We start from the raw sequence: 22,313 nt of genomic DNA on the forward strand, positions 1-22,313 counted from the left end.
GTCAGAACCCCCGCAGCGTGTCGCGGGTGAACAGGCGCGGCGGCGCATCCACGATCACGGCGCCGGCGCCGCTGGGCGTGGTGTCCACCGGCGCGTCCAGCGTCACCTCGCCGCGCGCGATCATGCGCAGCTGGTCGCGGGCCCACTTGGCGCGGGCCGTCACCTCGTCAGGCGTGTGGTCGGGCCACAGCCACCACCAGGTCAGGGCACAGGCCACGTCCACGATCAGCGGCGGCACGGGTGCCAGCGGCACCACGTACCGGCCACGCAGGGCCGCGTCGATCTCACCGTCCGCGGAGGCGATGGCGCGATCCAGCACCGCCGCCACCACCGCGCCGGTGTACGGCTCGGCGACGTCGGTGCGGTCGATCAGCGCACGCTCGCTGTAGCGCTCGATCATCGCGGCTGTGCTGGCGTACGGCATTTCTGCCCCTCAGGCGTGACAGCCCGGCGCGACCGCGCCGGCGGGCCGAAGGCCCGGAGGCCCGCGCCGCCATCCGGCGGCGCTGGGCCGATCAGTACCCAAACCGGCCTACTCCCCGGGCTCATCCGACCGGCGTCATCCGCACCGGCCGGGATCGACACCCGGGTTTCGCGCGGGATTACTTCGCCGGGGGCTTCTCCTTCGGCGGCTTGGCCGGCGCGACGTCCTCGACCGTCAGCTCGGGCTCGACCCGCAGTGCCTCGACCTGCGCGTCGGTCAGGTCGCCGTCCGGCACGGTCACCGGCTCGGCCGGCCAGTGACGGCCGGCACGACGGATAGGGTGGCGGGCGGTCACACGGATCGGCATGGCGTCGCCTCCCCCTAGACCAGCCACGGCACGACGACGACCTGCACCAGACCCTTGTTCGGGTTGGTGGCGCCGTTGGCCAGGCGCTCGACGCCGACAATTTCCTGGGCCGCTTCGCGAAGGGACGGCGGCACGACCAGATGCGTCGGCATGATGCCCAGCGGCCGCCCGTGGTCGCCGGTCCGCCCCATCATGGCGGCGTAGGCCGCATTGAAGTTCGTGGCATCCAGGTCGCCCTTGCTCGCGTAGGCGAGCTGCCAGAGCGAGAATCCGACGTTCAGCCGCGCGTCGGTGCCGTACACGAAGGTGTCGGTCATGAACACGCGCTCGCTGTCCAGGTCGGTGAGCGCCCGGAACTGATAGTCGCGGCGCTTCTGGAACAGCACCGGCTTGATCGCCCGATTGAGGGCCATCAGGTACCACGGCGCGCCGGCGCCGGTCTGAAGGTTCGACTGGCTCCCGGTCGCGCCATCGGACCCGATCACCGGATGGTCCGTGTCGAAGTAGTACTGGCCGTCGTAGCACTTCGTGGTCAGGCCGCCCTTGATGAGACCGAACACCAGCTCGTTCGGGTGCGCCGCCGTGCTCTCACCCATCTCCTGGAACATGGGCGAATAGACGCCGAGGTTGTCGTCTTCGATGTCGTCACGCGACACCTCGACGCTCAGCTCGAACTTGCGGTTCCGGATCGTATAGCCGTGCACGGCCAGACCATGCAGGACACGATCTCCGATCCACTCGCGCATGCGCGGCATCTTGCCGAGCCACCCGTACTCCTCCTTGGAGGTGGTGCTGGTCACCTCGGTGACGAACGGCCGATACATCGGCTCGTGCATCCCCAGGCCGGACTGGAAGTGGGTCTTGAAGCCGGTGCCCAGCGCCGTCAGCGTCCCCTTATTGACAATCATGGTCCGTCGTCCTCCTAGACCTCGACCCAGACGCCCTGGGCGTCCACGTCACGGATGGTGCCGCAGGCGCTGCGGGTGCTGGTGCCGTCGGTCGCGGCCACGGTCTGGTCATCGACGGCATAAGCCGGCGACCCGATGTGCGCCCGGGTGATCGCGTCGCCGCCGGCGCTGTTCGCCCAGCGGAAGCACCCGCGCTCGATCCGCACCGTCACGTCACCGTCGGCCGGCCCGCCGGTGACGGCCTCGGCGGCGCGGCCGCGCGGCGTCAGAGTGGTGGCGACGGCGGCCGGCACGGCGTAGCCGTCGGCGTCGAGCATCGTCATGGCGCCGGCATGGATGACGGCGGCGGCCTTGACCGGATCGTCGAACGCCGTGACCTCGCGCCGGGGCGTGTCGCGGTCAGTGGTGAGAGCGGCCATGGCTTACGCCTCCGTCTTTTCGGCGCCGTCGCGCGTCGCGAGGTACTGCGCCTCGGACAGACCGAGCTGGCGACAGGTGGCGCGCTCCTCGTCGGACAGCGATCCGGCACCGGCGGCCTGCGCGGGCGGCGTCTTGCCGACCAATCCGTCGGCGACCACCTTCGGCGCGGCCTGGACATAGGTCTCGAAGGCCGTGAGCCCCTCGGCCGTGCGGCAGGTGGCGCGGTGATAGGCCTCGCTGGCCGGCGTGATCTTGCCCGCCTCCAGCGCGCCCTTGATGGCCGCGTCCACCTTGGCCTGGTGGCCGGCGGCCTCCAGGTCGGCGAGCTTCTGTTCGGCGGCCGTGGCGCGGGCGACGGCGGCGTCATGGTCCGCGCGCGGCACGAAGCGCTCCAGCGGCGGCTGCTCGGCGGCGGCCGTGGCGCGCGCCTCGCGGTCCTTCAGGCCATTGATGGCGCCGAGCACCTGCGTCTCGTTGGCGCCGTCCGTCAGGCCCAGCGCCTGCGTGACGCTGGCCGGGATGACATCGGTCATGGGTCGGGGGTCCTCCTCTCGGGCCAGGGCTGGCATCTGGAAGTTGGGGAAATGCACGAGGCCGGCGCCGACGAGACGCTTGATCCGTCGGGTCTCCTTCTCGAAGTCGAAGGCGGGGGACAGGTACCGATAGGCCCGACCGGCGACGTCGCGGGCCCCCTCGGCCGCCCAGGTGACGCGGCCCCAGATCGAGCCGTCCGGGCGCCGCTCGACATCCTGGATCCAGCCGGCCGCCGGCGTGCGCTCGCCGGCGCGGCCGCGCGTCTCGCTGGCGTGTTCCCAGTCGATGACCAGGTCACGGGCCAGGGCGCGGGTCTCGGCGACCACGGCGTCGGGATCGGGGTTGGTCCAGCGCCGGCCGTCGCGGGCCGACAGGTCGGCGCCCGCCGGCAGCAGCATGATCCATTCGGGCGCGGCGCCGTCCTCGGCCGGAGCGGGCAGATCCAGGCACAAGGCGCGCCGGCAATCGCCGGTCGTATGGGGGATGGCGTCGGTCATGGCTGCACCGTGCCACGCGCGACGGGAGCGCGCGCCCGGACGGATGTCCGGTCAGACAGTGGTGCGGCCCGGGGCCGGCGATATGCGGGGGCGTCGGTCATGGGCGGATCATGCCGCCCGGATCACCCTTCGGCTGCCCGGAAGGACTTCCGGGTGCTGGGCGATGGAGCCCGCGCGACCGACCCCGGGAGCATGCTCCCGCCCGCGCCAGCGGTCAATGCCGGGGCCGGCACGGCGCCGGAAGGTCCCTGGAGGGCCGATTAAATCCGGTTTTAAACGGGGTCTCCGGCGCGCGCGGCCCTCGGGGCCGGATCGACGCCCGCTCGCCTGTGTGGGCCTCTCAGGGCCGATCCCGCGCACAGGCCGCCACAGAGGCGTGCCGTCCCCGAACGGCCCGATGGCCGGGCCCGACCCGGCTCGCGCACGCTGCCCCCTCTTATGGCCTCTTATGGGCGTCTTAATTTGCGCCGGCTCGGTCGCAGGTGTATGATGGTCGCAATGGATCGCGTCCCCCCCGCCCGCCGGGTTCATGAGGTCGTGATCCGGACGGCAGTGGGCGGCGCCGCTGCCGTCATTCTTTTTCCGGACGGCGGTACAGCAAGACCCCGCGCCGCCGCTCGGCGAGATACCCGGCCGGTCGCGACTGGAACAGGGTCACGCCACGCCATCCCGCCTCCGACCATTCCACCAAGGCAAACAGCCCGTGGCCCCGCTGCATCTTGTTCAGCCGGGGCAGATCGAGCGCGGCCAGATAGGTCCGGCGCAGGACCGGCCGCCCCGTGTGATCGGCCGCCCAGGACAGCCAGATCTCGTCGGGCGCCTTCAGGGCCTCGGCGAGCACCGGCAGGAACCGGTGCCGGCCCTGACTTTCGACCTTCCAACTCCCATCGCGGCGGCGGAACAAGTCGGCGTCGATTCCCATCACATACCCGGCCGCATCGCGATACAGCGCGCCCTGATCGACCGTGGCGCCGAACTCGGACAGGAACGCCTGGGCGTACGCTTCCGGCGCCAGCCCCTCGGGCAGCACCCTGGCCGCGTCCACCGGGCGCGGCGCCGGCAGCGCTGGCAGGTTGGGCGGCACCGGCATCTCCAGATCGGGCAGGTCGGGCAGCGGCTCGCGCAGCTCTCGCGGCACGGCGCCGGACAGCCACGACCGCCCGACGTTGTAGCCGAAGCCCGTGTCGAGTCCCGCCGGGGTCTCCCACGTCTCCGTCGAGCCATCGGCCAGGGTCACGGTGCGCTGTTCCATCGCCACCGGCGGCGCCTGGTCGTCAGGCGTGACGCTGTAGCCGTACCGCCGCAACTGCCGCTCGGTCAGGGCCTGCACCGTACAGCGGCATCCCCAGCCGTTCGGCGGGTAGTGGGCGCGCCACCAGGGATGATCGGCCGGCAGCACCGTGCCGTGCCACGCCTTGTGCTCGTCGCGCGTCCGGCCATCCATCACGGCCACATAGCGCAGGTACAGGGTCCGGCCGGCCTCGGCCTCGCGCTGCCGCTGCCGCTCAATCCGGTCCCAGTGGCCCGCCGCCCGGGCCATCCGCATGTTGGTGTCGTAGATCACGCGCGAGCGCCAGTTCCGTCCGCCTTTGTACGACCAGCCGTGTTTTGTGACGATCGTATCGAAGTCTTGGCGGAACGTCTCCAGGGTCGTGCCGTTCTCGATGGCGCTCCGGATCGACCGATGGAAGTCCGCGACCAGCGCATCGGTGGTGGCGCCGGCGACGACGAAGGACCGGGCGTGTGCGCCCTCCCGCAGATCGGTCCACGCCTGCGTCGGCAGGCGCGCCTTGCCGGCCAGGAAGTCAATGGCCTCGGCGAAAGGCAGCGGCGCGCCGACATCATCCGCCATCGGCCGATCCGCCCAGATAGGCGACCATCAGGCCCTGTCCCATGACCTCGGCCAGCGCATCTGGCGACAACTCCGGATACAGGTCCAGCAGTCGGCGCTCAACGTCGGCCAGATCATCGGACGTGGCCAGCAGGTCGCGGAACCGGTCCAGCATGGAGTCGATCGCCGGCGCGGCCGCTGCATCCATCTGGTCCACCAGATCGTCCACGTCGTCCAGGGGGGCCGGTCCGCGCTCGCGCGCCGTACCGCGATCGGTCGGTGGCGGGGGCGCAGTCTGGCTGGCGCCGGGCGGGTGCAGCAGCTCCTCGTCGGCATCCGGATCGGGCAGACCGAGCTTGTCCCGCACCGTGCTCATCCCGACTTTGGCGCCCCGGTCCACCAGGTCGCAGACCATCTGAACCCACTGCTTCAGGTCGTCCATGTCGGGGACAAGCAGCTTGATGGTCGGATACTGCCCGGACGCCGGCACCCCCCAGTTCAGGCCCACGAACACGTTGACCAGGTCGCGTTGCAGCGTCTCGGAGATGTCGGCCGCGTCGGCCTCCAGGATGTCCAGGCGCACCTGGTCATGCACCTGCGCCTGGGCGCGGCTGGATCCGTCGTCGGCCGTCATGGTCTGACCCAGGATCACCTTGGAGACCTGCTCGTCCCAGTACCGCGCCAGACGTTCGAACACATCCGGCCCCACCGCGCCCTGGGCGGCGTCGATGAACTCCAGATCCATGCCGCGCGGCAGAATGGCGGCGGCCTGACGGCCGATCATGCTGACGGCCTGTTTGAGGACCGCACGGTCCTCGGCCGAGTGCGCCTGGTCGTAGCGGCCGATGCGGATCGGCATGCCGTAGATCTCGCCGAAGGCGGCCCAGTCCTGCAACGAGAACGACTTGAACATGAACGACCACACGCCGAGCATCGCCAGCCCGCCGGCCACCGGCAGCCCGGTGATGAGGTCCGGCACATGGATCATGAACCGGTTCGGCGGCAGCTCGGCTCCATCGGGGGAGCCGTCGCGCAACCGGATCTCCTGCCCGGCCACGCGGTCGAGCTGAAAGAACGTGGGGTCACGGTGCTCGTAGCGTGGATACCACGGGCCATCCGCTGTCTCGTGCCAGACCAACTCGACGACGGAGTACCCGCGCGCCAGACCGTCCAGGAGATGCCCGATCATGCGCCGTGTACCCGGCCGCGCGACCAGGTCGCGCACGGCATCGGCCAACGCCACGTCGGCCGCGTCGTCGGAGGCCGCCTCCACCATGATCTGGAGGCTCTTGCACTGCAGCTTCCGGGTGCCGAGCTGGGCGCGGTAGTGCAGCTCCAGTCGCTCGATCTCGCCGGCCAACACCAGATACTCGTGGGTGTCGCCTTGCATGGCGGAGCGCAGGATGCGCGCCAGCCGCGCCGGGGTCAGGCCGGCGGCATAGCTGTCGTGCCAGACGGTGCGCTGCCCGACCAGCTCCGGTGGGGCGATCTCCCGCGTCAGGGCGGCGGGGGCGCGTTTCAGGGGTCGCGTCGGCGTACGGCTGGGCGTCGGCTTTCTCATGCCAGGATCCCCGTGCGGGCGCGGCGGCCGATCCCCCGGCCGCCCGCAAGATCATCCAGATCGTCGTCCATGTGCGGATCCCACGACGGCGGGACGACGGGTTCGGCGGCCGTCAGCGGCCCGCCCACATCCACGTCGAGCGCGGCGTAGCAGTTGAGGGCGGCGACGGCGGTGTCGGCATGGCGCCGGCCCCCGTCGGTCCCTTCCGTGCGCACATCGCGCGGGATCTTGCCGACACCGTTGGTGACCCGGAATTGCTGCAGGTCATCACGGTGGTCGCGATCCGCCGGCGCTCGAATTGTGCGGTCCTCAAAGGCCGCGCGGAACCGGGGGGTGTGATCGCGCAGCCAAGCGTCGTTGGCGATCAGCTCCGTGACCCGCTCCTGGCCCAGGGCCTGACGGGCCTCCTGCGCCAGCACCATGCCGTTGCCGTTGGCGTCCAGGATGCAGTGGCCGAACCGGCGCCGCTCCGCCATGAGGTCGCGCGCCAGCATCAAAAGAACCTGTTTCTGCTGGTCATAGGGGCACTGCGCCAGTTCGACGATCAGGGGCATGTGCCGCACCAGATCGCGGGCCGTGAACCCGACGACGTAGGCGCTCCGATCCTGGCGCATGGCGAAGTCCCCACCGATGGCGTAGACCATATCGGCCGGCAGGGCCGCGACCATCGGTGCGACGTGGGCCGCATACCACTGTGCGACGTGGTCCCGACGCGTGCGCTCGGGCCAGTCTACAAAGTCAGCGGCCGGTGGAGACCACCGGACGACATGGTAGTCCGGGGTCATGGCGACCTCGATCAGAGCCAGGGGCAGCATGGTGCCGTCGCCCTCGCGCGGCACCGCGTCCAGCTCCTCGCGCATGGCCTCCTGGCGACTGCCGTAGGCCCGGCGGATGCGCCCATACCAGTCGTGCTTGCCCGCCACGGTGCAGTCCCATCCGCGCATCAGGCAGACGCGCTCATAAAGCCCGTTGGCCACGGCGACGTCGAACGGCACATGATGAATGGACGCATCACGCTTGCCCGCCCGCACCTCCTGGATCAGATCGTTGAACGGGTTGGTCTTGCCGTTGTGCGTGCTGATGACGCGGATCTTGCCGCCCCAGATCAGCAGCGCGACGGCCGCGTCCAGGACGGCGCGGACCTGCCGATGGAAGGCCGCCTCGTCGATGACGACGATCCCCTGCAGGCCGCGAATGTTGGCCGGACTGCCGCTCAGGGCCGCGATCCGAAACCCGCTGGCGAACGTGATCCGCCACGCGGTAATGTGCTTGGTGGTGCCGTCGTCCTGCTGATCCTCAAACAGGAACTCTTCGACCGTGCCCTGCAGGGTCTTCCCCAGCATCTCGGCAAATCCGGCGCAGGTCTGCACGAACTCCCGACCCTTGTCCTTGGTATCGCCGATGTACCAGACGTCGTCGCCGCCGGCGGATCGGGCGGCGGAGGCCACCAGCACGTCGTCCAGAGCCTCGGCATAGGTCAGGCCTGTGCGCCGGCCCTTCTCCGCGATCTTCAAGTCAGCCTGGTCCGCGATCCAGGCGCGTTGGTGGGCCATGAGAATGCCGTCGGCGAGCGGGTCGCGCCCGTTGGCGCCCGGCACATCGCCGTCATCCACGGCACTGCGGGGCGAGTCCCACTCCATCACCGCACCCCCAGGAACTCACGCCGCATCTGGGCCACGCGCTCCGCCGACAGGCCCTGTTCGCCGGCGGCCTGGGCCTCGGCGGCCGCGTCGTCGATCGCCCGGGCCGCCATCTCTGCGGCGAGCTTTTTGGCGCGCTGCTCCACGCGCTCCTCGAAGTCCTGGTCCAACCGGGCGGCGCGGGCCATTTCGGCCAGCGCCTTGCCGAGCATCATTGCGGCCTTGGGATCCAGACCTTCGGCGCCCGCCTGCGTCAGGAAATCGAACACCAGCGACCGGCTCACCTCGACCAGCAGGCGCCCCTGCTGCCCCTGAGTGGCGGCCTCGCCCAGCTCCTGGACCAGTCCCTCGGTGATCGCCCGGCTCTCGCGCAGGCGCGCCGCGACGGCCGCCTGGCGCTGGGCTGCGCGGCCGACGGCGGACCGGCTGATCTCATACCCCCGCGCCTCCAACCAGTCGGTCAGATCGTCGATCGTCATCCGGCCTTCGCCGAGGAGGCGACGGAACTCCGCCCGGTCCTCCTCGGACAGTTGGGTGTCGATGCTCGACTTCCGGCCCATGCTCAGGCCCCCGGCCGGGGACGGCGCACACCGGGGTGCCGGGCCATGCCCTGCGAGACGTCCAGGCCGTGCCCGGTCAGGGTGGCCACGGTGACGCGGCCGCCGGTCAGCGTCTCGACGGTGACCAGACCGGCCTCGGCCAGCCATTGCACATCCCCGTCCACCACGTCGCGAGCCACACCGTGCCCGTAGCCGGCGAGCACCGTCTGGAGGATGCTGGTGTTCAGGCTGTAGTCGATGTCCTCGGCCAGCGTGCGGAGGATGACGAGGCGCCGGTCCTCGCGCTGGAGTGTCGCCAGATCGGTCATCGCTCCCCCCCACGTCCGCGCGCCAGCTCATGCTCCGTCAGCAGGTCGAGCGACCGCTCCAGGCGCCCGGCCAGATGCGACAGCCCATCCAGCCGCGCCGCGACCTCCCGGGTCTGGGCCGAGCCCTCGGCCACCATGGTGGTGAGTGCCGTGAGGTCCGCATGCGTCGGCAGCCCCTCGATCCGCGATTCGAGGCGCTGGAACCGCGCCTCGCCCCGGTCGAGCCGGGCCGTGATCTCCGCGTGCGCCTCGGCATGCCGGTCGCGCCAGTCCTGGACGTCGCGTCGCAGCGCGTTCACGTCACTCCTCGGCGTGAACACGGGCCACATGCGCCACAGCACGAAGCCCACCACGGCCACGCTGATGAGGCCGGCCCAGGCGCCGGCCCCCACGATCCAGTCGGCGACCCGCCACAGATCATCCATCGTCACACCCCCGTCCGCAGGCGCCGGTCGCGGCGCCGCTCATGGTCGTTCTGACAGTCGGCACAGCGCACCGCACCCGGACAGGCGGCGCGACGGGCCGCGTCGATCTCCTCGCCGCACACCTGGCACGCATCGGCTCCCTCGGCCGCCGGCCGGGTCAGCCCCGCCAGGATCGCGGCCCGCTCTCGCTCCGCCAGCGCGCCGGCGATATCGCAAAGGTCAGCCACCGCACCCCTCCACCAGGGCGCGGGCCGGGGCGAGCACGGCGCGCCACTCGGCGTCGGTCGGGTCGCGGCCGTGGGCGACGACGTCGCGCAGCACGGCCAGCCCCACCGCCTGGTCGATCACGGTGCCGGGCAGGCGCTCCAGCGCGTCGGCGAGCTTCACGGCCGCCACCGCCACGGTCACGGGCGCGGCCGGAGACGCCGCCCCGGCCGCATAGGTCGCGGCGATGCGCAGCCCCCGGCTGGCGGCGCCCAGCACGATCACGGGGGCCGAGCCCTCGGCGATCGCGGCGTGCCCGTCGATGAGACCATGCGCGGCCTCGCAGGTCGCGGCCCGCACGTCCCGCGCGAGGCCCGGCCGCAGGGCCGGCCCGCTGGCCGTGTCGTACACCAGCTCCAGCGCCGGGGCGGCGAGCGCAGCCAGGCGATACGCCCGCTGGGCCTGCGTGTCCGCCGGCCAGCGCTGATCCAGGCGGGCGTCGATGACGCCGCCGTCCTCGACGGTGGACTGGATGTGGCCGCAGGCACTCAGCACAGCGCCGGCGCCGAGGATGACGATCGCCAGCACGACCCCCAGGCGGAGGGCCGCCAGCAGGCGGTTCGCGGATCGGAGACTCATCGGGGTCATCGGGATCATACTCAGCCCTCCATCATGCGGCGGAGCATCTGCCAGATGCCCTCGCACAGCGCCGTCCAGGCGCCCACGGTCACTTCGTCAAGCTCCAGGCCCCACACCGCCTGCGCCAGTCCGTACGACACCAGCGCGGCCGCCATGCCGAGGCCCATCTGCGGGGCGGCGGCGGCGCGCTGCGCCTTGCTCATCGGGGCATCGGGCATCAATCCTCCTCCGGCCAGAAGGCCGCGCGCGTCATCCATCCGCGCTCGAAGGACTGGAACGCGGTCCGCATGCGGATCAGGCCGGCGTAGTAGCCGGCCTGCTGGCCGCACAGGGCGAGGCGGAGGACCTGCCCGGGGATCTGGTCGAGGGCGGCGGCGGTGCGCGGACCCAGCACGCCATCCACGGCGACCGACCGGCCGCACAGGCCACAGGCGCGCTGGGCCAGGGTCACGGCCTGGCCCATGCCCATATTGACGCCCATGTCGATCAGCTTGACGGCCGGGCCGCGCTGGTGGACCAGGCCGAGCCGATACCGATCCCACCACCGCTCGCGGTAGTACCGCGCAGCGTCATCGGGCGTCAGGGCGCGGATGTCGTCGGCATCCACGTCGCCGTCCTGATCCAGGTCCCAGTCCAGCAGGCCGTCGCCGTCCAGGTCGCCCTGGGCGCGCAGGGTGCGCAGGCTCATGCCGTACTTGGTGGCGCCACCGGGATCGGCGTCATGAGCGGCATAGCCGCCCTCGTGGCGCATGATGTAATGCAGCGCCTCGGGGAAATGGTCATGGGGTGTGATGCGCGCGGACACGGCGGGGCCTCCCTCACGGCGTGGAGCGTGGGGAGAGCATCGCAGTCGGCAGGGGTACGGACTGCCCGGAAGGACTTCCGGGGCACCAGCGTCGGGGATGTGCGGGAATGGGGAGAGGATCGGCGCGGCGCCGAGACTTGTCAATCGCGGCCGAACAGATCGGCCTGCCGGTCGTTGCCGGCGTTCAGCGTCATGCGCACCCAGCGTTCGGTGCAGCCCAGTTCGCGGGCGATGGCGCGGTGTGAAAGGCCGCGCCGCTTCAGGGCCCCAATCCGGGCCTTGACACTGCGGGCCAGGGCATTGCGTGGCACGTCGATGTGGCCGCCGCCGTATTCCCGGCACAGGGCCCCCCATGCGTCCGCGCCCAGGATCGCGCGCCACGGGTGGGCCTCATGCGGCGCGTGGGGCACGTAGCACTTTTCCTGGCCGCCCACGACCTGGGCCAGCCGCAGGGCCGCCGGCACGCCCACGACCTGGGCGATCTCCTCCAGCCGGGCGGAGACGATGGGCGGGGCGTCCGTCATCGCCGGTCCTTCAGTGCCCGGCTCAGCGGGGCCTCGATCCCGGCCGCGTCCATGGCGTCGCGGAGCATGCGGCCGCGCTCGGCCAGCAGCCGGTCCAGGGCGCCGTCGGGCTCGGACAGCATCGCGCCCGCTGGCGCGTCCACCGCCACACCCAACAGGCCCAGCCGCCGCGCCTGTTCCACGGCCACGCGGACCTTGGGATGCGATCCGAGGTTCTGGCCGCCGGCATAAATCGGCCTATCCGGCCGCTCCAGATCGGGCGCCACCCGGCGCAGCCAGCCGCGCAGGCCCCGGATCAGGCGATCCAGGTGTTCGCCGTCCAGCCATTCCAGCCGCGCCACACCCTGGCCGGACTGACCTCGCGCGCCCTTGGTCATGCGCGCCGCATAGGCTTCCAGGGCACTCTCAGAGGCGTCCGAGACCTCCCCCAGCACCCACAGATCCAGCCACAGCGCCCGGGCCTTCGCGAGCCCCGGCGCGCCGTCGGCGACCGGCCGGGGCCGGCGGGTCTGCTGGCGCGGGCGATGGCCGTTCAGGTGGTCGAGCACCGCCATGAGCTGCTGCGCCGTCATGTCGGCGCAGCTCTCCGCGCCGCCGTGCGTGCGCAGCATGGCGCGATAGGCCTCGCCCTCCAGGCCGCGCGCCCGGGCGGCCACATGGACGGCGCGGATCATACCGGCGCGATCGGGCGCGCGGCGACGGGCAGCGGTCATGACTCGGCCCTCCCCTCGACAGATACCGTGTGCGTCGCGGTGACGGTCAGATCCACGCCGCCGTACCGACGCCGCCAGACCAGCCGCACGGTCACGCGGCCATCGCTGCGGCGGTAGGGCCTCACGGTGGGCGTCAGGCGATAGCCGCTGGCGCTCAGGCGATCGTGCAGGCCCGGGGCGAGCGCCTCGGCAAGGGGCGCGGCATCCTGCTCCGGCAGGTGCCGGCCGCACTTCGGGATCCGACGGCGGCTCATGACACCCACCCGTCTTTCCAGAGGGTGTGGACCGCCTCCAGCCCCCGGTGCCCATGCTCCCAGACGTACCAGGCATGGGCCGTCGTCGCGCCGCTGGTGCGCTGCTCGGGCGGGATGTCAAAGCGCCAGCACGTGGCCCGATCGCCACAGAGCCAGATGCGCGCCGGCGGATGCGCGGCCCACCAGGCGCGGCGATCGCGGCTCTCGCGCCAAGGGAAGCGCTGGAAGCACAGGATCTTGCGGGCGCCGAGGTCAGCGGCCCTGTCCACGAAGTCCGTGGCGTGCGAAAAAGGCGGGTTCATGAACACGCTGAACGGCTCGCCCGACTCGGCGTCCGGCGACTCCGCCATGCGCAGGAAGTCCTTCTGCGCGACCTGATCGCGATACCCCCAGTCATGCAGATCGGTGCTGACCACGGCATACCCGGCCGCCTGGGCCGCCTCGCTCAGAACCCCGGTGCCGCAGCAGGGATCCCACACCCGGGGCGTCAGCAGCTCCACCTCAAGGATGCGCTGCGCCGCCCAGGCTGGCGTCTCGAAGCACTCGGCCGCGCGGGCCTGCTCCTCCAACGACGCATACTCCGGCGCCGGCTCGACACCCTCCAGGTGCCGCCACAGCATCTCCTGCGCGGTCATGACTCGCGGCCCTCCCAGCGGCGGCACGCCGGCCGGGGGACGTAGACCGCGCCGAGGCGATCCAGCGACAGGCCGGTCTGGCTGGCCACCACGGCACAGACCGAGGTCGCGGGGCGGGTGGCCGGGCGCGGGCCGGGCGACGGCACGCAGTGCCGGCAGGAGCGGCAGGTCTCTCCGGACGGGCCGCTGCCCGCCACGTTGGCATAGGTGGGTCGGCTCATGAGCGTGTGTCCTCGTGATCGATCCAGCGCAGGCGGCTGATGGCCGCGATCAGCGCGTCGTGAGAGCCGCCGGCGGCGTAGTACGCCCGCACCAGCGCCTCGGCATCGGGTGGGGCGTCGCGCCGGGGATCGGCCCCGGCCCGGTCCGGCGCCAGGGTGGCCAGGGCCCGTCGCCAGGCCCCATGCGCGCGGCGCTGCGCGACCGTCGCCTGTCGCCGCACCAGCGGCTCGACGGCGAGGGTCAGATCCAGCAGCGCGGCGCGGGGATCCATGGTCAGTCCCAAAGCGCATGGCGCGCCGAAAGCGCGCTCAGCACACTCAACATCCAGACGCAGAGCCCGTCCACGAACGACATGCCGTAGCGTCCGGCGACCTCGACCAGGAGCCCCAGTGCGGCCAGCGCCACCAGGACTAGGACGATCCGGCAGACCCCGATCATCACCTTCGCCAGCATCACCGCCCTCCATCCAGGTCCGCATCCGCATCCGCGATCATCCGGGCCGAGGTCCGCACATGGCTCGCCCGGACACTCAGCACCGCGCCGGTGACCGCATCGGCGGCCGGGCTGCCGATGCGCATGTCCGTGGCGGCCAGCTCCGCCAGCCACAGCTCGGCCAGAGCGAGGGAGATGGCGCGCATCTCCTCCGGTGCAGGCTCCGGCAGGTGCTCGCGCATGGCCTCCCGGACGGCGCGCCGCGCCGCCTCCTGGGTGCTGGCGATCGCCAGATCGAGCGGGCTCCATTCGGTCTGCTGTGTCATGGCATCACCTCGATATCCGGCATGCGGCCGAGGGCGCGGCGGATCACGTGATCCAGGCGCGTAGACAGCCACTCGGCATGGAAGGGGGACGGCGCGCGGATCTCGACCGCCCCGCCGTCCGGGCCGATCTCGATCCGGCACGGCCGGATCCAGCGGTCATAGGTCGAGCGGTCCATGCCGGCGGCCACGAACATCGGCCACCAGACGTCATCGGGCTCGGCCAGCGGCGGAGCCTTGGGCTCGGCCGGGTCCGCGAACACCTCGTCCTCGAACCGGCGCTGCCGCAGCCACGTCTTGGCGTGCGCGATGTACATCACGTCCAGTCGGCGCTCGCCGCACTGGTCCGCGTACCGGCGCGCGGCGCGCGCCAGGAAATCCGGATCAACCCCGCCAGCCGGGCCGGCGTCGGCCGTCAGAGCGGCGAACACCTCACGCGCGGCGGCCTTGCCCTCGCGCCTCGGGTACGCGCTCCAGAACGCCTCCCACGCGGCTTCCTGCCGCCGGGTCAGCCGGGCCGGGGGCTTCAAAACGGGTTCTCCTCGCCCGCTGACAGCGCCTCATAGGACGCGAAGTGGAGCGCGTCGCTGATATCCGAGGCCGTGTCAGGGGACAGGCTCAGGGCCAGCGCGTCGCCCAGGGTCAGAGACACGCCGCCGTCGGTGGCCCGCACCTCCCACCGCCCCGGCCGGGCGATCAGAGAGACCGCCATCTCGTGACCTCGGGACACGGCGTTGCCGTGCCGGTAGCGCGTCGCGCTCGGCGCCGGCGGGCAGTCCACGGCATCGCTCGCCCAGGCGAGCATGCCCGCCAGCCAGCGGCGGGCCAGGGTCCATCGGGTGGTCATGATGCACCTCGCTCGAAGAAGTCCCGGGGCAGGCTCAGCACCAGGAACGGCGCCGGCCCAGTGGCCGACATCTTGATGACCTCATGCGTGACGCGGACGGATCGGTAGGTCCGGCCGGAGAACGCCTCGGGCAGAGCGCCGGTGTGGATCTTGAACACGTCCAGGGCCTTGTTCGCCCGGACCGGCCACGTCGGACCGTCGTTGCGCTGCGGCCAGATCTTGACCTTGCCGGCATCGCGATCCGTGCCCCACAGGATGAGGACCGGCGTGCCCTCGGACCACTTCAGCGCCACGGCCACATCCTGACCCATGGCGATGGTCAGCACGTGGCCACGCCCGGACGGCCCCACGCGCACGCTGACGGTCACGTCCTTCGCGCCGACGGGCGGTGGCTTGGCCTGATGCTTCAGAGCGATCACCTCAAACATGGCTCACCCCCCGGGCCTGCTCGGCCCGATCCATGGCGGCGATGGCGGCGATCAGCAGGGCCGCGGCCTGGATGGCCTGGTCGCGCGCGTGCTGACGGTCGGGGCCTCGCGGCACTCGCACGAGCCCCAGGTGCGCACTCTCAGCCCGGGACCGGGCCAGGGTCAGCAGGCGGACCGCGCCGCTGGCGTCGTCTTGCTCGGCCGTGTAGCCAAGGTCCACGACCTGGCGCGCCCGCTCGACCATCACGGCCGCCAGGCCGGGCGATGTGTCGTACAGCCCGCAGAGGGTTTCGGCCGCGCCGCCGTCGCTTAGGTCGGCCCAGGCGGCGAGGACGCAGGACGCCTCGTACGAGATAATCTCGACGGACTCCTCATGCATCGTCACAGGGATCATGCTGCTCATCGTCAGGCCCTCCCTATGCCGCCGTCTCGATGTCGGCGGCGTCCCGCAACAGGGCGTCCACCATCTTGTCGATCTCAGTGTCGGTGACGCGCACCACCACCTCGTCGTCGGCCTCCACGACCGTGACGCCGATGCGGCGCAGCTCTGCGGCGCTCATCTGGTTGAGCGCACCCTTGACGGGCGTTTCGGAGACCTTGACCAGGGTCTCGACCTGATCCGGAAAGTGCTTGCGGATCAGGTCGCAGACGCGGGCCGCGTCCGTGAAGTCCAGCTTCCCTTTGCCTTTGGCGAACCCGACCTTGACGCCGTGCAGCGTCAGGGTCCGGGGCTTCTGGAACAGGTCGGGCGCATCGCCAACGGCGGCGGCCAGCCGGTCCCGCGCGTTGGACGCGCCGGACACCAGCCGGCGGATGCGAGCGATCCGCTGGCGACGGGCGCGCGCCATCTCCTCCTCCAGCGCGCGGACCTCATCCGCGAGCTTGGCGTGGGTCTCGCTGTAGGTCTTCGCGAGGCCCTCGATATCGCCGAGTGTCGGCATCTCAAATCCTCCTAAACAGGCGTTGAAACAGGGTTCGAACGGCGCTCCAGCGCCCCCTCCGGGGCGCCGCGACCAGGGTGCCGGCGACGATCAGCCGGCCGATGTCGGGGGTCATGGCGGGGGCTCCGGCGGAGGCGCGCTCGTCAGGCGCGCTCGCACGGCGTCCATGCGCGCGGCGATCGCCGGATCCCGGGCGGCCCGCTCCGCCGTGCGCCGGACGGCGTGCAACACGGTGGTGTGGTCTCGGTCGAAGGCCCGGCCGATGACCGGCAGGCTGGCCATGGTCAGGTCGCGCGCCAGCGTCATCGCGGCCTGGCGCGGGACGGCCAGGTTCTGGGCGCGCCGGTCGGCCAGCAGATCCCGCCGGGTGACGCCCCACGCCTCGGCGGTGGCGTCGATGATGGCGGCGATGGAGGGCGCGGTGCGGGTCATGACACCGGCCCTCCCTGATCCTGATGCAGGGCCAGCAGCGCGCTCGACAGCGCCATCAGCTGCCCGTTCACCGGCTCTCGCACCTCGCGGCCGGCCGTGATGGTCTCGGCCAGGTGGACGGCGTACCGCAGCGTCTCGCCCGCCACCGCGCGGGCGATGCCGTCCGCGCCGATCTCCACCGTCAGGTGGACCAACTCGCCCTCCGGGTGCGGATGCCCGTCCACGGGCACGCGCACACTCCACACGGCCCGGCCGCCGGCGACCCGGCGCACGGTTTTGAGCACGCCCTCCACCCGCGCGCCGCCCGGTCGGGCGACCACCACCCGGCTCTCGCACGGGGGGTGGCCCAGGGCCGGGCTGATCTGCGGCGCGGCGCTCATGCCGCGTCTCCGCCCGGCTGGCCATAGTCCGCCGGCGCCGGCATCGGGCACCGGCAGTGAGGGCAGACGCCGGCCTCCGCCGGCGCAGACCCGCCGCAGTCCGGGCAGGACACGAGGGCCGCCGCCAGATCATCGAGCGAGAACACCGGCACCACGTCCAGGTCGATGACGGCGGGCGGCGGCTCCGCCCCCGTCCCGCAGACCGTGATGTGCCCGGCGATCTGCGGCCAGTCAGGCTCCTCCATGCGCCGCTCTGGATGGTGCAGCATGGCCGCCAGACGCGTCATCATGTCGGCCTCCGGCGGGTGTCCGGCACGGGCCATCGCCACGGCGACATCGAGCTGCCGCGCGACGCGCCCCATCACGTCCGCCATCGCGCAGTGCATCGCCGGGTCGATCATCGGCCCACCGGCGGTCTCCATCGCCTCGGCCTGGGCGATGCAGTCGTCCAGCGACCGCACCAGGTCGGTGACGGACACCAGGCCGCGCGACGGGATGTCCCCGTTCAGGATGGCCCGCCAGTGGTTGCGCAGGCTGGTCAGTTTTTGCGACAGCATCTATCGATCCTCCTCTCGAAACACGGGGCACGCCTGACAGGCGCGGCGCATGCGCATGCGGTGGCTGGAGGTGGCGGCGGCATCCGCGCGGGCCTTGGCCTGCCAGTCCCAGCAGGCATCGGCGGTGATCGCCTCGCCCAGGCCGGGGCACTCCCACGCATCGGCGATCAGCGCGGCGGAGACGGCCGCCAGCACGGCGTCCAGGTCGCCGGGGTAGGCCCGTCCGAGCACCTGATTGATGACGGTCGGCGAGTACGATCCGCGCCCGTCGCGGCGCCGGATCCCGGCCGCGACGGAGGCCTGGCTCTGGCGATCACACGCCTCGGCGAGGGCGCGCACGGCCGGGGGCATGTCGTCGCCCCAGGCGGCGCGGGCGCGGGTGAGGGCGCGGCCTTCAGCCATGACCACCCGCCCGGGCCGGAGACACATCGGCCTCGGCCTCGCCCATGAACTCGCCCCGATTGGGGTCCCAGACAGCGTGCGACACGCGCGCGATCATCGGCGCCGCCGGGCCGGTGTTCATGCCGCTCCGCAGGGCATATCGGGTGGGGGCGCCGGTGCCGGGCCGATGCCCCGGCCGGCCCTCCTCGACGACGCGCAGATATCCGGCGCGGCACAGGTGGCCCAGATAACAGGCCGCCGTGGTGCGGTGGATGCCCCGCACATCCGTGCTGGCCATCACGGCCAGATCATCGGCCGTCACACCATCACGGCCGATCATGCGCAGGGTGCGCCACATGGCCTCCTGGCCCGTCGGCGGCACCTCGGAGCCGTCGCGGCGCAGGCGCGGCGCCTCCGGCCCGGCATCGCGCAGCAGGACATAGATACGCCCCCGGTCCGGCGTGGCGCCGGGCTGGCAATCCACGTACGCGGCCGCGCACAGGCGGCGGACATACTCCCGCACGGTGCTCTGGTCCGGCACGCCGGTGTCCTGCCAGATCTGGCGGATGCTCCAGTACTGGCCACGCGGCACGGCCCGGATGGCCTCCCAGATACCCTGGTGACCCCGGCGGACGCGCACCCGCAGCGCGGCCTCAACGTGACAGGGATACCGGCTCATCGGCGGCCACCCCGAGCGGGCACCCGCTCGCCGGCCCGCATGGACGGCACCTGACCGGTGTACAGGTCCCGGTCACCCCATGTGGTCAGACCGACCACGTCCCACCCCTGGGCCAGGGCCTCGGTCGCCACCCGGTGCAGGTTCACCACCGCCCGCCGGATGCGCCCGGCCGAGGCCGTCGTGACCCGCTCGATCAAGTCCGCCGCGATGACCAAGTCCGGGTAGTACAGCCGGGCCACGATAGCGACGTCCTCGGGGGTCACCGGCTCCGCTGCCACCCACGACAGCACGCGGTTGTGCGTGCGTTCCGACCGCGCCGCGATCATCTGGGGCAGGGCTTCCTCGCCCACCAGGATGATCGGCACGCCGGCCCGGTCCGCGATCTCGCGCACGGTCTCCAGGTAGCCCCGGCGCACCACGTGGTCCGCCTCGTCGATGATGAGGGGCCGGTCCTGGCTCTCGCAGGCCAGGATGATCCGGTCCACCACATCGGCCGCCCGGCCGTGCCCATCCACCCCGACCTCGACGGCGACGGCCGCCAGGAACCGGGCGCGGGTCCAGCTCTCGCCGCACTCGACATAGCGGGCGCGGGTCTTGTTCGCCGCGTGCACGGCCGACCAGGTCTTGCCGTAGCCGCTGTGGCCGTAGAACACGCCCAGGCCGGGCAGATGCGCGGGCCGCTGGATGCAGGCGTCCAGCAGGGCGCCGAACCGCAGGACATTGCCGAGCGGCGCCGTGGTGGCGTTGACTGAGGGCTGTCGATCCGTCATGCTCTCCTCGCTGTTGTTCAGTCAGGCCCGTGTCGGGGTGGCCGCCCCGCGCGGGTCGTTTCGTTAGGCGGACACCTGTCCGCCGCTCAGGCCGGACAGGAAGATGTCCGCGCCCCATTCCTCCAGCGCCGCCTCGTGGCTCCGGTATTCCGGCGTCTGGCTGTAGCCCCGCGCCCAGCGCAGGGCCTCGGCGTCCACCGGCCGGCCGGCCGCGTGCGCCTCCAGCGTCTGGTGGGCACGCCACCAGCGCTCTTTCGGGGTCTCGTCGCGCTTCGGCGGCGCGGCCATCTCGGCCGCCAGACGCTCTTTCGCGGCCGCCTCATCCGCCGTCAGGGCGCGCGGCGCCGGGGGCGCCGGCTCCGCCAGCAGCACTGGGGCCGCGCTCTCGTCGCGCAGGGCCATCGCGTCCTGCGCCGTGGCGCGGCGGGCGCGAGCCTCCTGCACGTCGTCGTCGTTGAAGTACGGGCGGACATTCCCGTTCTCGGCCGCTTCGCACACCAGACGCCCGTCCAGGTCCCTGATCCACACCCGGCCCATGTCGCGCGGGTCGTACTCCACGCGGACCTCGCGCCCGTGCATGTCCAGATCGTCGAGGGTCTGGCTGAAATACTTCCGCCCCCCGAGCTGCACCCACGCCCGACGCACCGTGCGGATCTCATGCGGCCGGAACAGATCGCGCGCCTCGGCCTCGCTCAGGCGCGGCGGCACCACGCCCAGATCATCCGCCGACGGCAGCAGCGCGACCCACTGTTCCGCCGGGGTGCGATGCCGCATCTTGCCCGTCTCCGGATCGCGGATCCGGGGCAACGACGAATGCGGGCGGTTGTTGTATCGCGCCCGGCAGTCCTCGACCCAGGTCAGGAACGCGTCCCACGGCTGGATGATCGGGCTGTGGCCGTAGGTTTTGATGTCCTTTCGGCCGGCTTTAAACGCCAGTTGACGGGCTTCCTGGTCCATGTCGTGCCCGACATAGGCGGTCGCCTGCCGCGCCGGCGCGATCAGGCCGGTCTGGTGAAAGCGCTCGATGACGCCCCGGGCCTGGGAGTTGTAGGGGATGCTGTGGCGGATGGTGATGCCCAGTCGCGCCATCAGGCCGGTGACCGGGTCGTTGTGGGCGCGGTTCTTGAAGCCGCACCCGTTGTCCACGTACCAGATCGCCGGGATCCCGGCGCCGACCACCGCCGTCCGCAGCGCCGCCGCGACCAGCCATTCGGCCTCGTCCATCCAGGCCGACCAGCCGACCCAGGCGCGGGTGGAGACATCCAGCACGCTGATGATCTCCGGCCGCTTCGGGCGTGACGGGTCCAGCGGATGCGCCACTTCCCGGTCGTGCCGGTGGCCGTCGCTGGTGTAGACGTCGCCCGGCAACAGGTGATCGAACGACCGCAGCGCCAACGCCCGGAACCGCTTCAGGTCGCGCGGCCCGACCCGGCCGCGATGTTTGGCGATCGCGCCCAGGCTGCCGATGAACCGCCGCGCCTGGTCATACGACGGCGCCGCCACCGGCGCGTCCTGCGGCCACCACTCCAGGCACGCGGCGAGGCTCGGCTTCTGCGGCCGCGCATACAGCTTCATCAGGGGGAACGCCCACGCCGGCGCCTCGCGCGGTGTCTCCTCGGCCGGGGCCAGGGCGGTCACATCACCCGCCGCCCGCGCTGCCAGCCATCGCTGCACACTGCGCAGGCTCAGCACGCGGGACCCCGACGTGCCCCGCCGGGCGTTCGCCGCCGGCACCATGCGCGCCAGATGCGCCGGCATCTGCCCGGCCCGCGCCTGATCCACCAGGGCCTGCGCTGCCTGCCGCTCCGACAGCCCGTACTCCAGCCGCAGCCGGTCCACCTCGCCGCACAGGGCCGCCCGCGCATCCATGCACGACCGCGTGGCGTCGCGCATGTCCGCCGGATCGCGCTGCCCGCGTTCGGCCGCCACCACCGCCGGAGGCGGCGCCTCGACCGCCATCTCCCGCCGCGCCAGCGCCGCCCGCGCGGCCGGCGGCAGCGCCGAGACCGGATACTCGCGCCCCCCGCCGCGCCCCTGCCGGGGGCGGGAGGGCCAGGACTGGCGGGACGCCGCCGCATTGATGCCCTGCTTGGTGCCGGGGATATCCGGCAGCCGCATCGCCGCGAGTTCGGCGGCGGTGTACCAGCGATCGGGGTTGGGGAGGGCGGAGGGCATCACCGATGCCCTCCGCGCCGACGACGGCGCCGGGCCTCGATCCGCCGCTCCAGCCCGTCCAGGTACTCGGCCACCTCGTCGCGCCGGTCCAGGTCGATGATCTCCTCGATCGCCTCCTGGTGCCGGGCATCGACCACCATGTGGTGGAAGGGCTCCGCCAGCATCTGCAGCAGCCGGACATCCCCGGTCGCATGAACCAGCGCCATCAGGCGCAGCACGCTGATGGTGTGGTCCTCGCGCGCCTCGCTGGCATAGCCGTCCAGCGCCGTCTTCGGCACCGGCTCGCCCAGGTACGCGCCCATCGCCGCCGCGATCTCGTCGCGCGGGGTGTCGCAATCGCGCAGCGCCGCCGCCACCGCCCGGCTGACCTGCGCCCGCAGGCTCGCCGCGCGCACCTGATCGGGGGCGAACGTCTGCACCACCTCCGGCGGCGCCCACGCCAGCAGATCGGCCGTGCGCGTATCGCCCTTCATCTTCACGCCACCACCCTCCCCAAA

At 72.1% G+C, this 22,313-nt stretch carries 36 protein-coding genes; all 36 read right to left on the reverse strand.

Annotated elements, in window-relative coordinates; genetic code table 11:
* Window position 1: 1 nt before the first annotated feature.
* Window positions 2-424 (reverse strand): gp436 family protein, encoded by a 423-nt coding sequence (locus GHC57_RS09865; RefSeq protein ID WP_153343680.1) that lies wholly within the window; start codon window positions 422-424, stop codon window positions 2-4.
* 178 nt (window positions 425-602) lie between these two features.
* Entirely contained in the window at window positions 603-791 is a 189-nt protein-coding gene (locus GHC57_RS09870) for a hypothetical protein (RefSeq protein WP_153343682.1), read from the reverse strand.
* Between the two features lie 14 nt (window positions 792-805).
* Window positions 806-1,699 carry a Mu-like prophage major head subunit gpT family protein gene (locus tag GHC57_RS09875; RefSeq protein ID WP_153343684.1) on the reverse strand — a complete coding sequence of 298 codons (894 nt, stop codon included), beginning with the start codon at window positions 1,697-1,699 and terminating at the stop codon, window positions 806-808.
* A 14-nt stretch (window positions 1,700-1,713) separates the two neighbouring features.
* Window positions 1,714-2,118, reverse strand: coding sequence for a hypothetical protein (locus GHC57_RS09880; protein WP_153343686.1), 405 nt, complete (start codon window positions 2,116-2,118; stop codon window positions 1,714-1,716).
* Window positions 2,119-2,121: 3 nt separating this feature from the next.
* Window positions 2,122-3,150 (reverse strand): phage protease, encoded by a 1,029-nt coding sequence (locus GHC57_RS09885; RefSeq protein ID WP_153343688.1) that lies wholly within the window; start codon window positions 3,148-3,150, stop codon window positions 2,122-2,124.
* Between the two features lie 571 nt (window positions 3,151-3,721).
* A complete protein-coding gene (locus tag GHC57_RS09890) occupies window positions 3,722-5,002 on the reverse strand; it encodes a PBECR2 nuclease fold domain-containing protein (RefSeq protein WP_153343690.1) in 1,281 nt (426 codons plus the stop codon).
* Window positions 4,992-6,542 carry a phage portal protein family protein gene (locus GHC57_RS09895; RefSeq protein ID WP_153343692.1) on the reverse strand — a complete coding sequence of 517 codons (1,551 nt, stop codon included), beginning with the start codon at window positions 6,540-6,542 and terminating at the stop codon, window positions 4,992-4,994. Before GHC57_RS09895 ends, GHC57_RS09890 begins: the two co-directional genes overlap by 11 nt.
* Complete coding sequence (locus GHC57_RS09900) at window positions 6,539-8,182, reverse strand: hypothetical protein (RefSeq protein ID WP_153343694.1); 1,644 nt, start codon at window positions 8,180-8,182, stop codon at window positions 6,539-6,541. Before GHC57_RS09900 ends, GHC57_RS09895 begins: the two co-directional genes overlap by 4 nt.
* A complete protein-coding gene (locus tag GHC57_RS09905; protein ID WP_153343696.1) occupies window positions 8,182-8,742 on the reverse strand; it encodes a phage protein Gp27 family protein in 561 nt (186 codons plus the stop codon). The genes GHC57_RS09900 and GHC57_RS09905 overlap by 1 nt, the downstream gene beginning before the upstream one ends.
* A 2-nt stretch (window positions 8,743-8,744) precedes the next feature.
* Window positions 8,745-9,050, reverse strand: a complete 306-nt coding sequence (locus GHC57_RS09910; RefSeq protein ID WP_153343698.1) for a VpaChn25_0724 family phage protein — start codon at window positions 9,048-9,050, stop codon at window positions 8,745-8,747.
* Window positions 9,047-9,475: a DUF2730 family protein gene (locus GHC57_RS09915; protein ID WP_153343700.1), complete on the reverse strand. Its 429-nt coding sequence runs from the start codon at window positions 9,473-9,475 to the stop codon at window positions 9,047-9,049. Before GHC57_RS09915 ends, GHC57_RS09910 begins: the two co-directional genes overlap by 4 nt.
* Before the next feature lie 2 nt (window positions 9,476-9,477).
* Window positions 9,478-9,702: a TraR/DksA C4-type zinc finger protein gene (locus GHC57_RS09920; protein ID WP_170294803.1), complete on the reverse strand. Its 225-nt coding sequence runs from the start codon at window positions 9,700-9,702 to the stop codon at window positions 9,478-9,480.
* Window positions 9,695-10,336 (reverse strand): hypothetical protein, encoded by a 642-nt coding sequence (locus GHC57_RS09925; RefSeq protein ID WP_211369166.1) that lies wholly within the window; start codon window positions 10,334-10,336, stop codon window positions 9,695-9,697. The genes GHC57_RS09920 and GHC57_RS09925 overlap by 8 nt, the downstream gene beginning before the upstream one ends.
* Before the next feature lie 2 nt (window positions 10,337-10,338).
* The gene (locus GHC57_RS09930; RefSeq protein ID WP_153343704.1) at window positions 10,339-10,536 is read right to left on the reverse strand and encodes a hypothetical protein; all 198 of its coding nucleotides are present in this window, start codon (window positions 10,534-10,536) and stop codon (window positions 10,339-10,341) included.
* A complete protein-coding gene (locus GHC57_RS19325; protein ID WP_170294804.1) occupies window positions 10,536-11,123 on the reverse strand; it encodes a glycosyl hydrolase 108 family protein in 588 nt (195 codons plus the stop codon). Before GHC57_RS19325 ends, GHC57_RS09930 begins: the two co-directional genes overlap by 1 nt.
* Window positions 11,124-11,263: 140 nt before the next feature.
* The gene (locus GHC57_RS19330; RefSeq protein WP_170294805.1) at window positions 11,264-11,647 is read right to left on the reverse strand and encodes a hypothetical protein; all 384 of its coding nucleotides are present in this window, start codon (window positions 11,645-11,647) and stop codon (window positions 11,264-11,266) included.
* Window positions 11,644-12,360 carry a regulatory protein GemA gene (locus GHC57_RS09940; RefSeq protein WP_170294806.1) on the reverse strand — a complete coding sequence of 239 codons (717 nt, stop codon included), beginning with the start codon at window positions 12,358-12,360 and terminating at the stop codon, window positions 11,644-11,646. Before GHC57_RS09940 ends, GHC57_RS19330 begins: the two co-directional genes overlap by 4 nt.
* Window positions 12,357-12,614, reverse strand: coding sequence for a hypothetical protein (locus tag GHC57_RS19335; protein ID WP_170294807.1), 258 nt, complete (start codon window positions 12,612-12,614; stop codon window positions 12,357-12,359). The genes GHC57_RS09940 and GHC57_RS19335 overlap by 4 nt, the downstream gene beginning before the upstream one ends.
* Complete coding sequence (locus GHC57_RS09945) at window positions 12,611-13,249, reverse strand: hypothetical protein (protein WP_153343710.1); 639 nt, start codon at window positions 13,247-13,249, stop codon at window positions 12,611-12,613. The genes GHC57_RS19335 and GHC57_RS09945 overlap by 4 nt, the downstream gene beginning before the upstream one ends.
* Complete coding sequence (locus GHC57_RS09950; RefSeq protein WP_153343712.1) at window positions 13,246-13,470, reverse strand: hypothetical protein; 225 nt, start codon at window positions 13,468-13,470, stop codon at window positions 13,246-13,248. Before GHC57_RS09950 ends, GHC57_RS09945 begins: the two co-directional genes overlap by 4 nt.
* On the reverse strand, window positions 13,467-13,742 hold the full coding sequence (locus GHC57_RS09955; RefSeq protein ID WP_153343714.1) for a hypothetical protein: 276 nt from the start codon (window positions 13,740-13,742) through the stop codon (window positions 13,467-13,469). Before GHC57_RS09955 ends, GHC57_RS09950 begins: the two co-directional genes overlap by 4 nt.
* Before the next feature lie 2 nt (window positions 13,743-13,744).
* Window positions 13,745-13,924 carry a hypothetical protein gene (locus GHC57_RS09960; RefSeq protein ID WP_153343716.1) on the reverse strand — a complete coding sequence of 60 codons (180 nt, stop codon included), beginning with the start codon at window positions 13,922-13,924 and terminating at the stop codon, window positions 13,745-13,747.
* The gene (locus tag GHC57_RS09965) at window positions 13,924-14,229 is read right to left on the reverse strand and encodes a hypothetical protein (RefSeq protein WP_153343718.1); all 306 of its coding nucleotides are present in this window, start codon (window positions 14,227-14,229) and stop codon (window positions 13,924-13,926) included. Before GHC57_RS09965 ends, GHC57_RS09960 begins: the two co-directional genes overlap by 1 nt.
* The gene (locus GHC57_RS09970) at window positions 14,226-14,756 is read right to left on the reverse strand and encodes a hypothetical protein (protein WP_153343720.1); all 531 of its coding nucleotides are present in this window, start codon (window positions 14,754-14,756) and stop codon (window positions 14,226-14,228) included. Before GHC57_RS09970 ends, GHC57_RS09965 begins: the two co-directional genes overlap by 4 nt.
* Complete coding sequence (locus GHC57_RS09975) at window positions 14,753-15,073, reverse strand: hypothetical protein (RefSeq protein ID WP_153343722.1); 321 nt, start codon at window positions 15,071-15,073, stop codon at window positions 14,753-14,755. The genes GHC57_RS09970 and GHC57_RS09975 overlap by 4 nt, the downstream gene beginning before the upstream one ends.
* Window positions 15,070-15,501, reverse strand: coding sequence for a hypothetical protein (locus tag GHC57_RS09980; RefSeq protein WP_153343724.1), 432 nt, complete (start codon window positions 15,499-15,501; stop codon window positions 15,070-15,072). The genes GHC57_RS09975 and GHC57_RS09980 overlap by 4 nt, the downstream gene beginning before the upstream one ends.
* Complete coding sequence (locus GHC57_RS09985; protein WP_153343726.1) at window positions 15,494-15,904, reverse strand: hypothetical protein; 411 nt, start codon at window positions 15,902-15,904, stop codon at window positions 15,494-15,496. The genes GHC57_RS09980 and GHC57_RS09985 overlap by 8 nt, the downstream gene beginning before the upstream one ends.
* 13 nt (window positions 15,905-15,917) lie before the next feature.
* Complete coding sequence (locus tag GHC57_RS09990) at window positions 15,918-16,442, reverse strand: host-nuclease inhibitor Gam family protein (RefSeq protein WP_153343728.1); 525 nt, start codon at window positions 16,440-16,442, stop codon at window positions 15,918-15,920.
* Between the two features lie 111 nt (window positions 16,443-16,553).
* Window positions 16,554-16,874 (reverse strand): helix-turn-helix domain-containing protein, encoded by a 321-nt coding sequence (locus tag GHC57_RS19935; protein WP_153343730.1) that lies wholly within the window; start codon window positions 16,872-16,874, stop codon window positions 16,554-16,556.
* Window positions 16,871-17,254, reverse strand: a complete 384-nt coding sequence (locus tag GHC57_RS19940) for a hypothetical protein (protein WP_153343732.1) — start codon at window positions 17,252-17,254, stop codon at window positions 16,871-16,873. Before GHC57_RS19940 ends, GHC57_RS19935 begins: the two co-directional genes overlap by 4 nt.
* Complete coding sequence (locus tag GHC57_RS19945; RefSeq protein ID WP_153343734.1) at window positions 17,251-17,811, reverse strand: hypothetical protein; 561 nt, start codon at window positions 17,809-17,811, stop codon at window positions 17,251-17,253. Before GHC57_RS19945 ends, GHC57_RS19940 begins: the two co-directional genes overlap by 4 nt.
* On the reverse strand, window positions 17,812-18,213 hold the full coding sequence (locus GHC57_RS10010; RefSeq protein WP_153343736.1) for a hypothetical protein: 402 nt from the start codon (window positions 18,211-18,213) through the stop codon (window positions 17,812-17,814).
* Window positions 18,206-18,871, reverse strand: a complete 666-nt coding sequence (locus tag GHC57_RS10015) for a hypothetical protein (protein WP_153343738.1) — start codon at window positions 18,869-18,871, stop codon at window positions 18,206-18,208. The genes GHC57_RS10010 and GHC57_RS10015 overlap by 8 nt, the downstream gene beginning before the upstream one ends.
* The gene (locus GHC57_RS10020) at window positions 18,868-19,641 is read right to left on the reverse strand and encodes an AAA family ATPase (RefSeq protein WP_153343740.1); all 774 of its coding nucleotides are present in this window, start codon (window positions 19,639-19,641) and stop codon (window positions 18,868-18,870) included. Before GHC57_RS10020 ends, GHC57_RS10015 begins: the two co-directional genes overlap by 4 nt.
* Window positions 19,642-19,704: 63 nt before the next feature.
* Window positions 19,705-21,816 (reverse strand): Mu transposase C-terminal domain-containing protein, encoded by a 2,112-nt coding sequence (locus GHC57_RS20250; RefSeq protein WP_153343742.1) that lies wholly within the window; start codon window positions 21,814-21,816, stop codon window positions 19,705-19,707.
* Window positions 21,816-22,289 (reverse strand): DNA transposition protein, encoded by a 474-nt coding sequence (locus tag GHC57_RS10030; RefSeq protein ID WP_153343776.1) that lies wholly within the window; start codon window positions 22,287-22,289, stop codon window positions 21,816-21,818. The genes GHC57_RS20250 and GHC57_RS10030 overlap by 1 nt, the downstream gene beginning before the upstream one ends.
* Between the last annotated feature and the right edge of the window lie 24 nt (window positions 22,290-22,313).

The organism is Roseospira navarrensis (genome assembly GCF_009601025.1).
Classification (GTDB): Bacteria; Pseudomonadota; Alphaproteobacteria; order Rhodospirillales; family Rhodospirillaceae; genus Rhodospira; species Rhodospira navarrensis.

Bases quoted from the DNA above. Each gene is read 5' to 3' on its own strand.
- GHC57_RS19945 (WP_153343734.1), bottom strand. From the start codon at position 17,811: ATGCTGTCGCAAAAACTGACCAGCCTGCGCAACCACTGGCGGGCCATC.
- GHC57_RS09885 (WP_153343688.1), bottom strand. From the start codon at position 3,150: ATGACCGACGCCATCCCCCATACGACCGGCGATTGCCGGCGCGCCTTG.
- GHC57_RS19940 (WP_153343732.1), bottom strand. From the start codon at position 17,254: ATGAGCGCCGCGCCGCAGATCAGCCCGGCCCTGGGCCACCCCCCGTGC.
- GHC57_RS10010 (WP_153343736.1), bottom strand. From the start codon at position 18,213: ATGGCTGAAGGCCGCGCCCTCACCCGCGCCCGCGCCGCCTGGGGCGAC.
- GHC57_RS20250 (WP_153343742.1), bottom strand. From the start codon at position 21,816: ATGCCCTCCGCCCTCCCCAACCCCGATCGCTGGTACACCGCCGCCGAA.
- GHC57_RS09870 (WP_153343682.1), bottom strand. From the start codon at position 791: ATGCCGATCCGTGTGACCGCCCGCCACCCTATCCGTCGTGCCGGCCGT.
- GHC57_RS09925 (WP_211369166.1), bottom strand. From the start codon at position 10,336: ATGATCCCGATGACCCCGATGAGTCTCCGATCCGCGAACCGCCTGCTG.
- GHC57_RS09875 (WP_153343684.1), bottom strand. From the start codon at position 1,699: ATGATTGTCAATAAGGGGACGCTGACGGCGCTGGGCACCGGCTTCAAG.
- GHC57_RS09910 (WP_153343698.1), bottom strand. From the start codon at position 9,050: ATGACCGATCTGGCGACACTCCAGCGCGAGGACCGGCGCCTCGTCATC.
- GHC57_RS09880 (WP_153343686.1), bottom strand. From the start codon at position 2,118: ATGGCCGCTCTCACCACTGACCGCGACACGCCCCGGCGCGAGGTCACG.
- GHC57_RS10030 (WP_153343776.1), bottom strand. From the start codon at position 22,289: ATGAAGGGCGATACGCGCACGGCCGATCTGCTGGCGTGGGCGCCGCCG.
- GHC57_RS19935 (WP_153343730.1), bottom strand. From the start codon at position 16,874: ATGACCCGCACCGCGCCCTCCATCGCCGCCATCATCGACGCCACCGCC.
- GHC57_RS09960 (WP_153343716.1), bottom strand. From the start codon at position 13,924: ATGCTGGCGAAGGTGATGATCGGGGTCTGCCGGATCGTCCTAGTCCTG.
- GHC57_RS09950 (WP_153343712.1), bottom strand. From the start codon at position 13,470: ATGAGCCGACCCACCTATGCCAACGTGGCGGGCAGCGGCCCGTCCGGA.
- GHC57_RS19330 (WP_170294805.1), bottom strand. From the start codon at position 11,647: ATGACGGACGCCCCGCCCATCGTCTCCGCCCGGCTGGAGGAGATCGCC.
- GHC57_RS09975 (WP_153343722.1), bottom strand. From the start codon at position 15,073: ATGACCACCCGATGGACCCTGGCCCGCCGCTGGCTGGCGGGCATGCTC.
- GHC57_RS09955 (WP_153343714.1), bottom strand. From the start codon at position 13,742: ATGGATCCCCGCGCCGCGCTGCTGGATCTGACCCTCGCCGTCGAGCCG.
- GHC57_RS19335 (WP_170294807.1), bottom strand. From the start codon at position 12,614: ATGAGCCGCCGTCGGATCCCGAAGTGCGGCCGGCACCTGCCGGAGCAG.
- GHC57_RS09905 (WP_153343696.1), bottom strand. From the start codon at position 8,742: ATGGGCCGGAAGTCGAGCATCGACACCCAACTGTCCGAGGAGGACCGG.
- GHC57_RS10020 (WP_153343740.1), bottom strand. From the start codon at position 19,641: ATGACGGATCGACAGCCCTCAGTCAACGCCACCACGGCGCCGCTCGGC.
- GHC57_RS09895 (WP_153343692.1), bottom strand. From the start codon at position 6,542: ATGAGAAAGCCGACGCCCAGCCGTACGCCGACGCGACCCCTGAAACGC.
- GHC57_RS09940 (WP_170294806.1), bottom strand. From the start codon at position 12,360: ATGACCGCTGCCCGTCGCCGCGCGCCCGATCGCGCCGGTATGATCCGC.
- GHC57_RS09965 (WP_153343718.1), bottom strand. From the start codon at position 14,229: ATGACACAGCAGACCGAATGGAGCCCGCTCGATCTGGCGATCGCCAGC.
- GHC57_RS09930 (WP_153343704.1), bottom strand. From the start codon at position 10,536: ATGCCCGATGCCCCGATGAGCAAGGCGCAGCGCGCCGCCGCCGCCCCG.
- GHC57_RS09990 (WP_153343728.1), bottom strand. From the start codon at position 16,442: ATGCCGACACTCGGCGATATCGAGGGCCTCGCGAAGACCTACAGCGAG.
- GHC57_RS09915 (WP_153343700.1), bottom strand. From the start codon at position 9,475: ATGGATGATCTGTGGCGGGTCGCCGACTGGATCGTGGGGGCCGGCGCC.
- GHC57_RS09890 (WP_153343690.1), bottom strand. From the start codon at position 5,002: ATGGCGGATGATGTCGGCGCGCCGCTGCCTTTCGCCGAGGCCATTGAC.
- GHC57_RS09900 (WP_153343694.1), bottom strand. From the start codon at position 8,182: ATGGAGTGGGACTCGCCCCGCAGTGCCGTGGATGACGGCGATGTGCCG.
- GHC57_RS09985 (WP_153343726.1), bottom strand. From the start codon at position 15,904: ATGAGCAGCATGATCCCTGTGACGATGCATGAGGAGTCCGTCGAGATT.
- GHC57_RS09980 (WP_153343724.1), bottom strand. From the start codon at position 15,501: ATGTTTGAGGTGATCGCTCTGAAGCATCAGGCCAAGCCACCGCCCGTC.
- GHC57_RS10015 (WP_153343738.1), bottom strand. From the start codon at position 18,871: ATGAGCCGGTATCCCTGTCACGTTGAGGCCGCGCTGCGGGTGCGCGTC.
- GHC57_RS09865 (WP_153343680.1), bottom strand. From the start codon at position 424: ATGCCGTACGCCAGCACAGCCGCGATGATCGAGCGCTACAGCGAGCGT.
- GHC57_RS09945 (WP_153343710.1), bottom strand. From the start codon at position 13,249: ATGACCGCGCAGGAGATGCTGTGGCGGCACCTGGAGGGTGTCGAGCCG.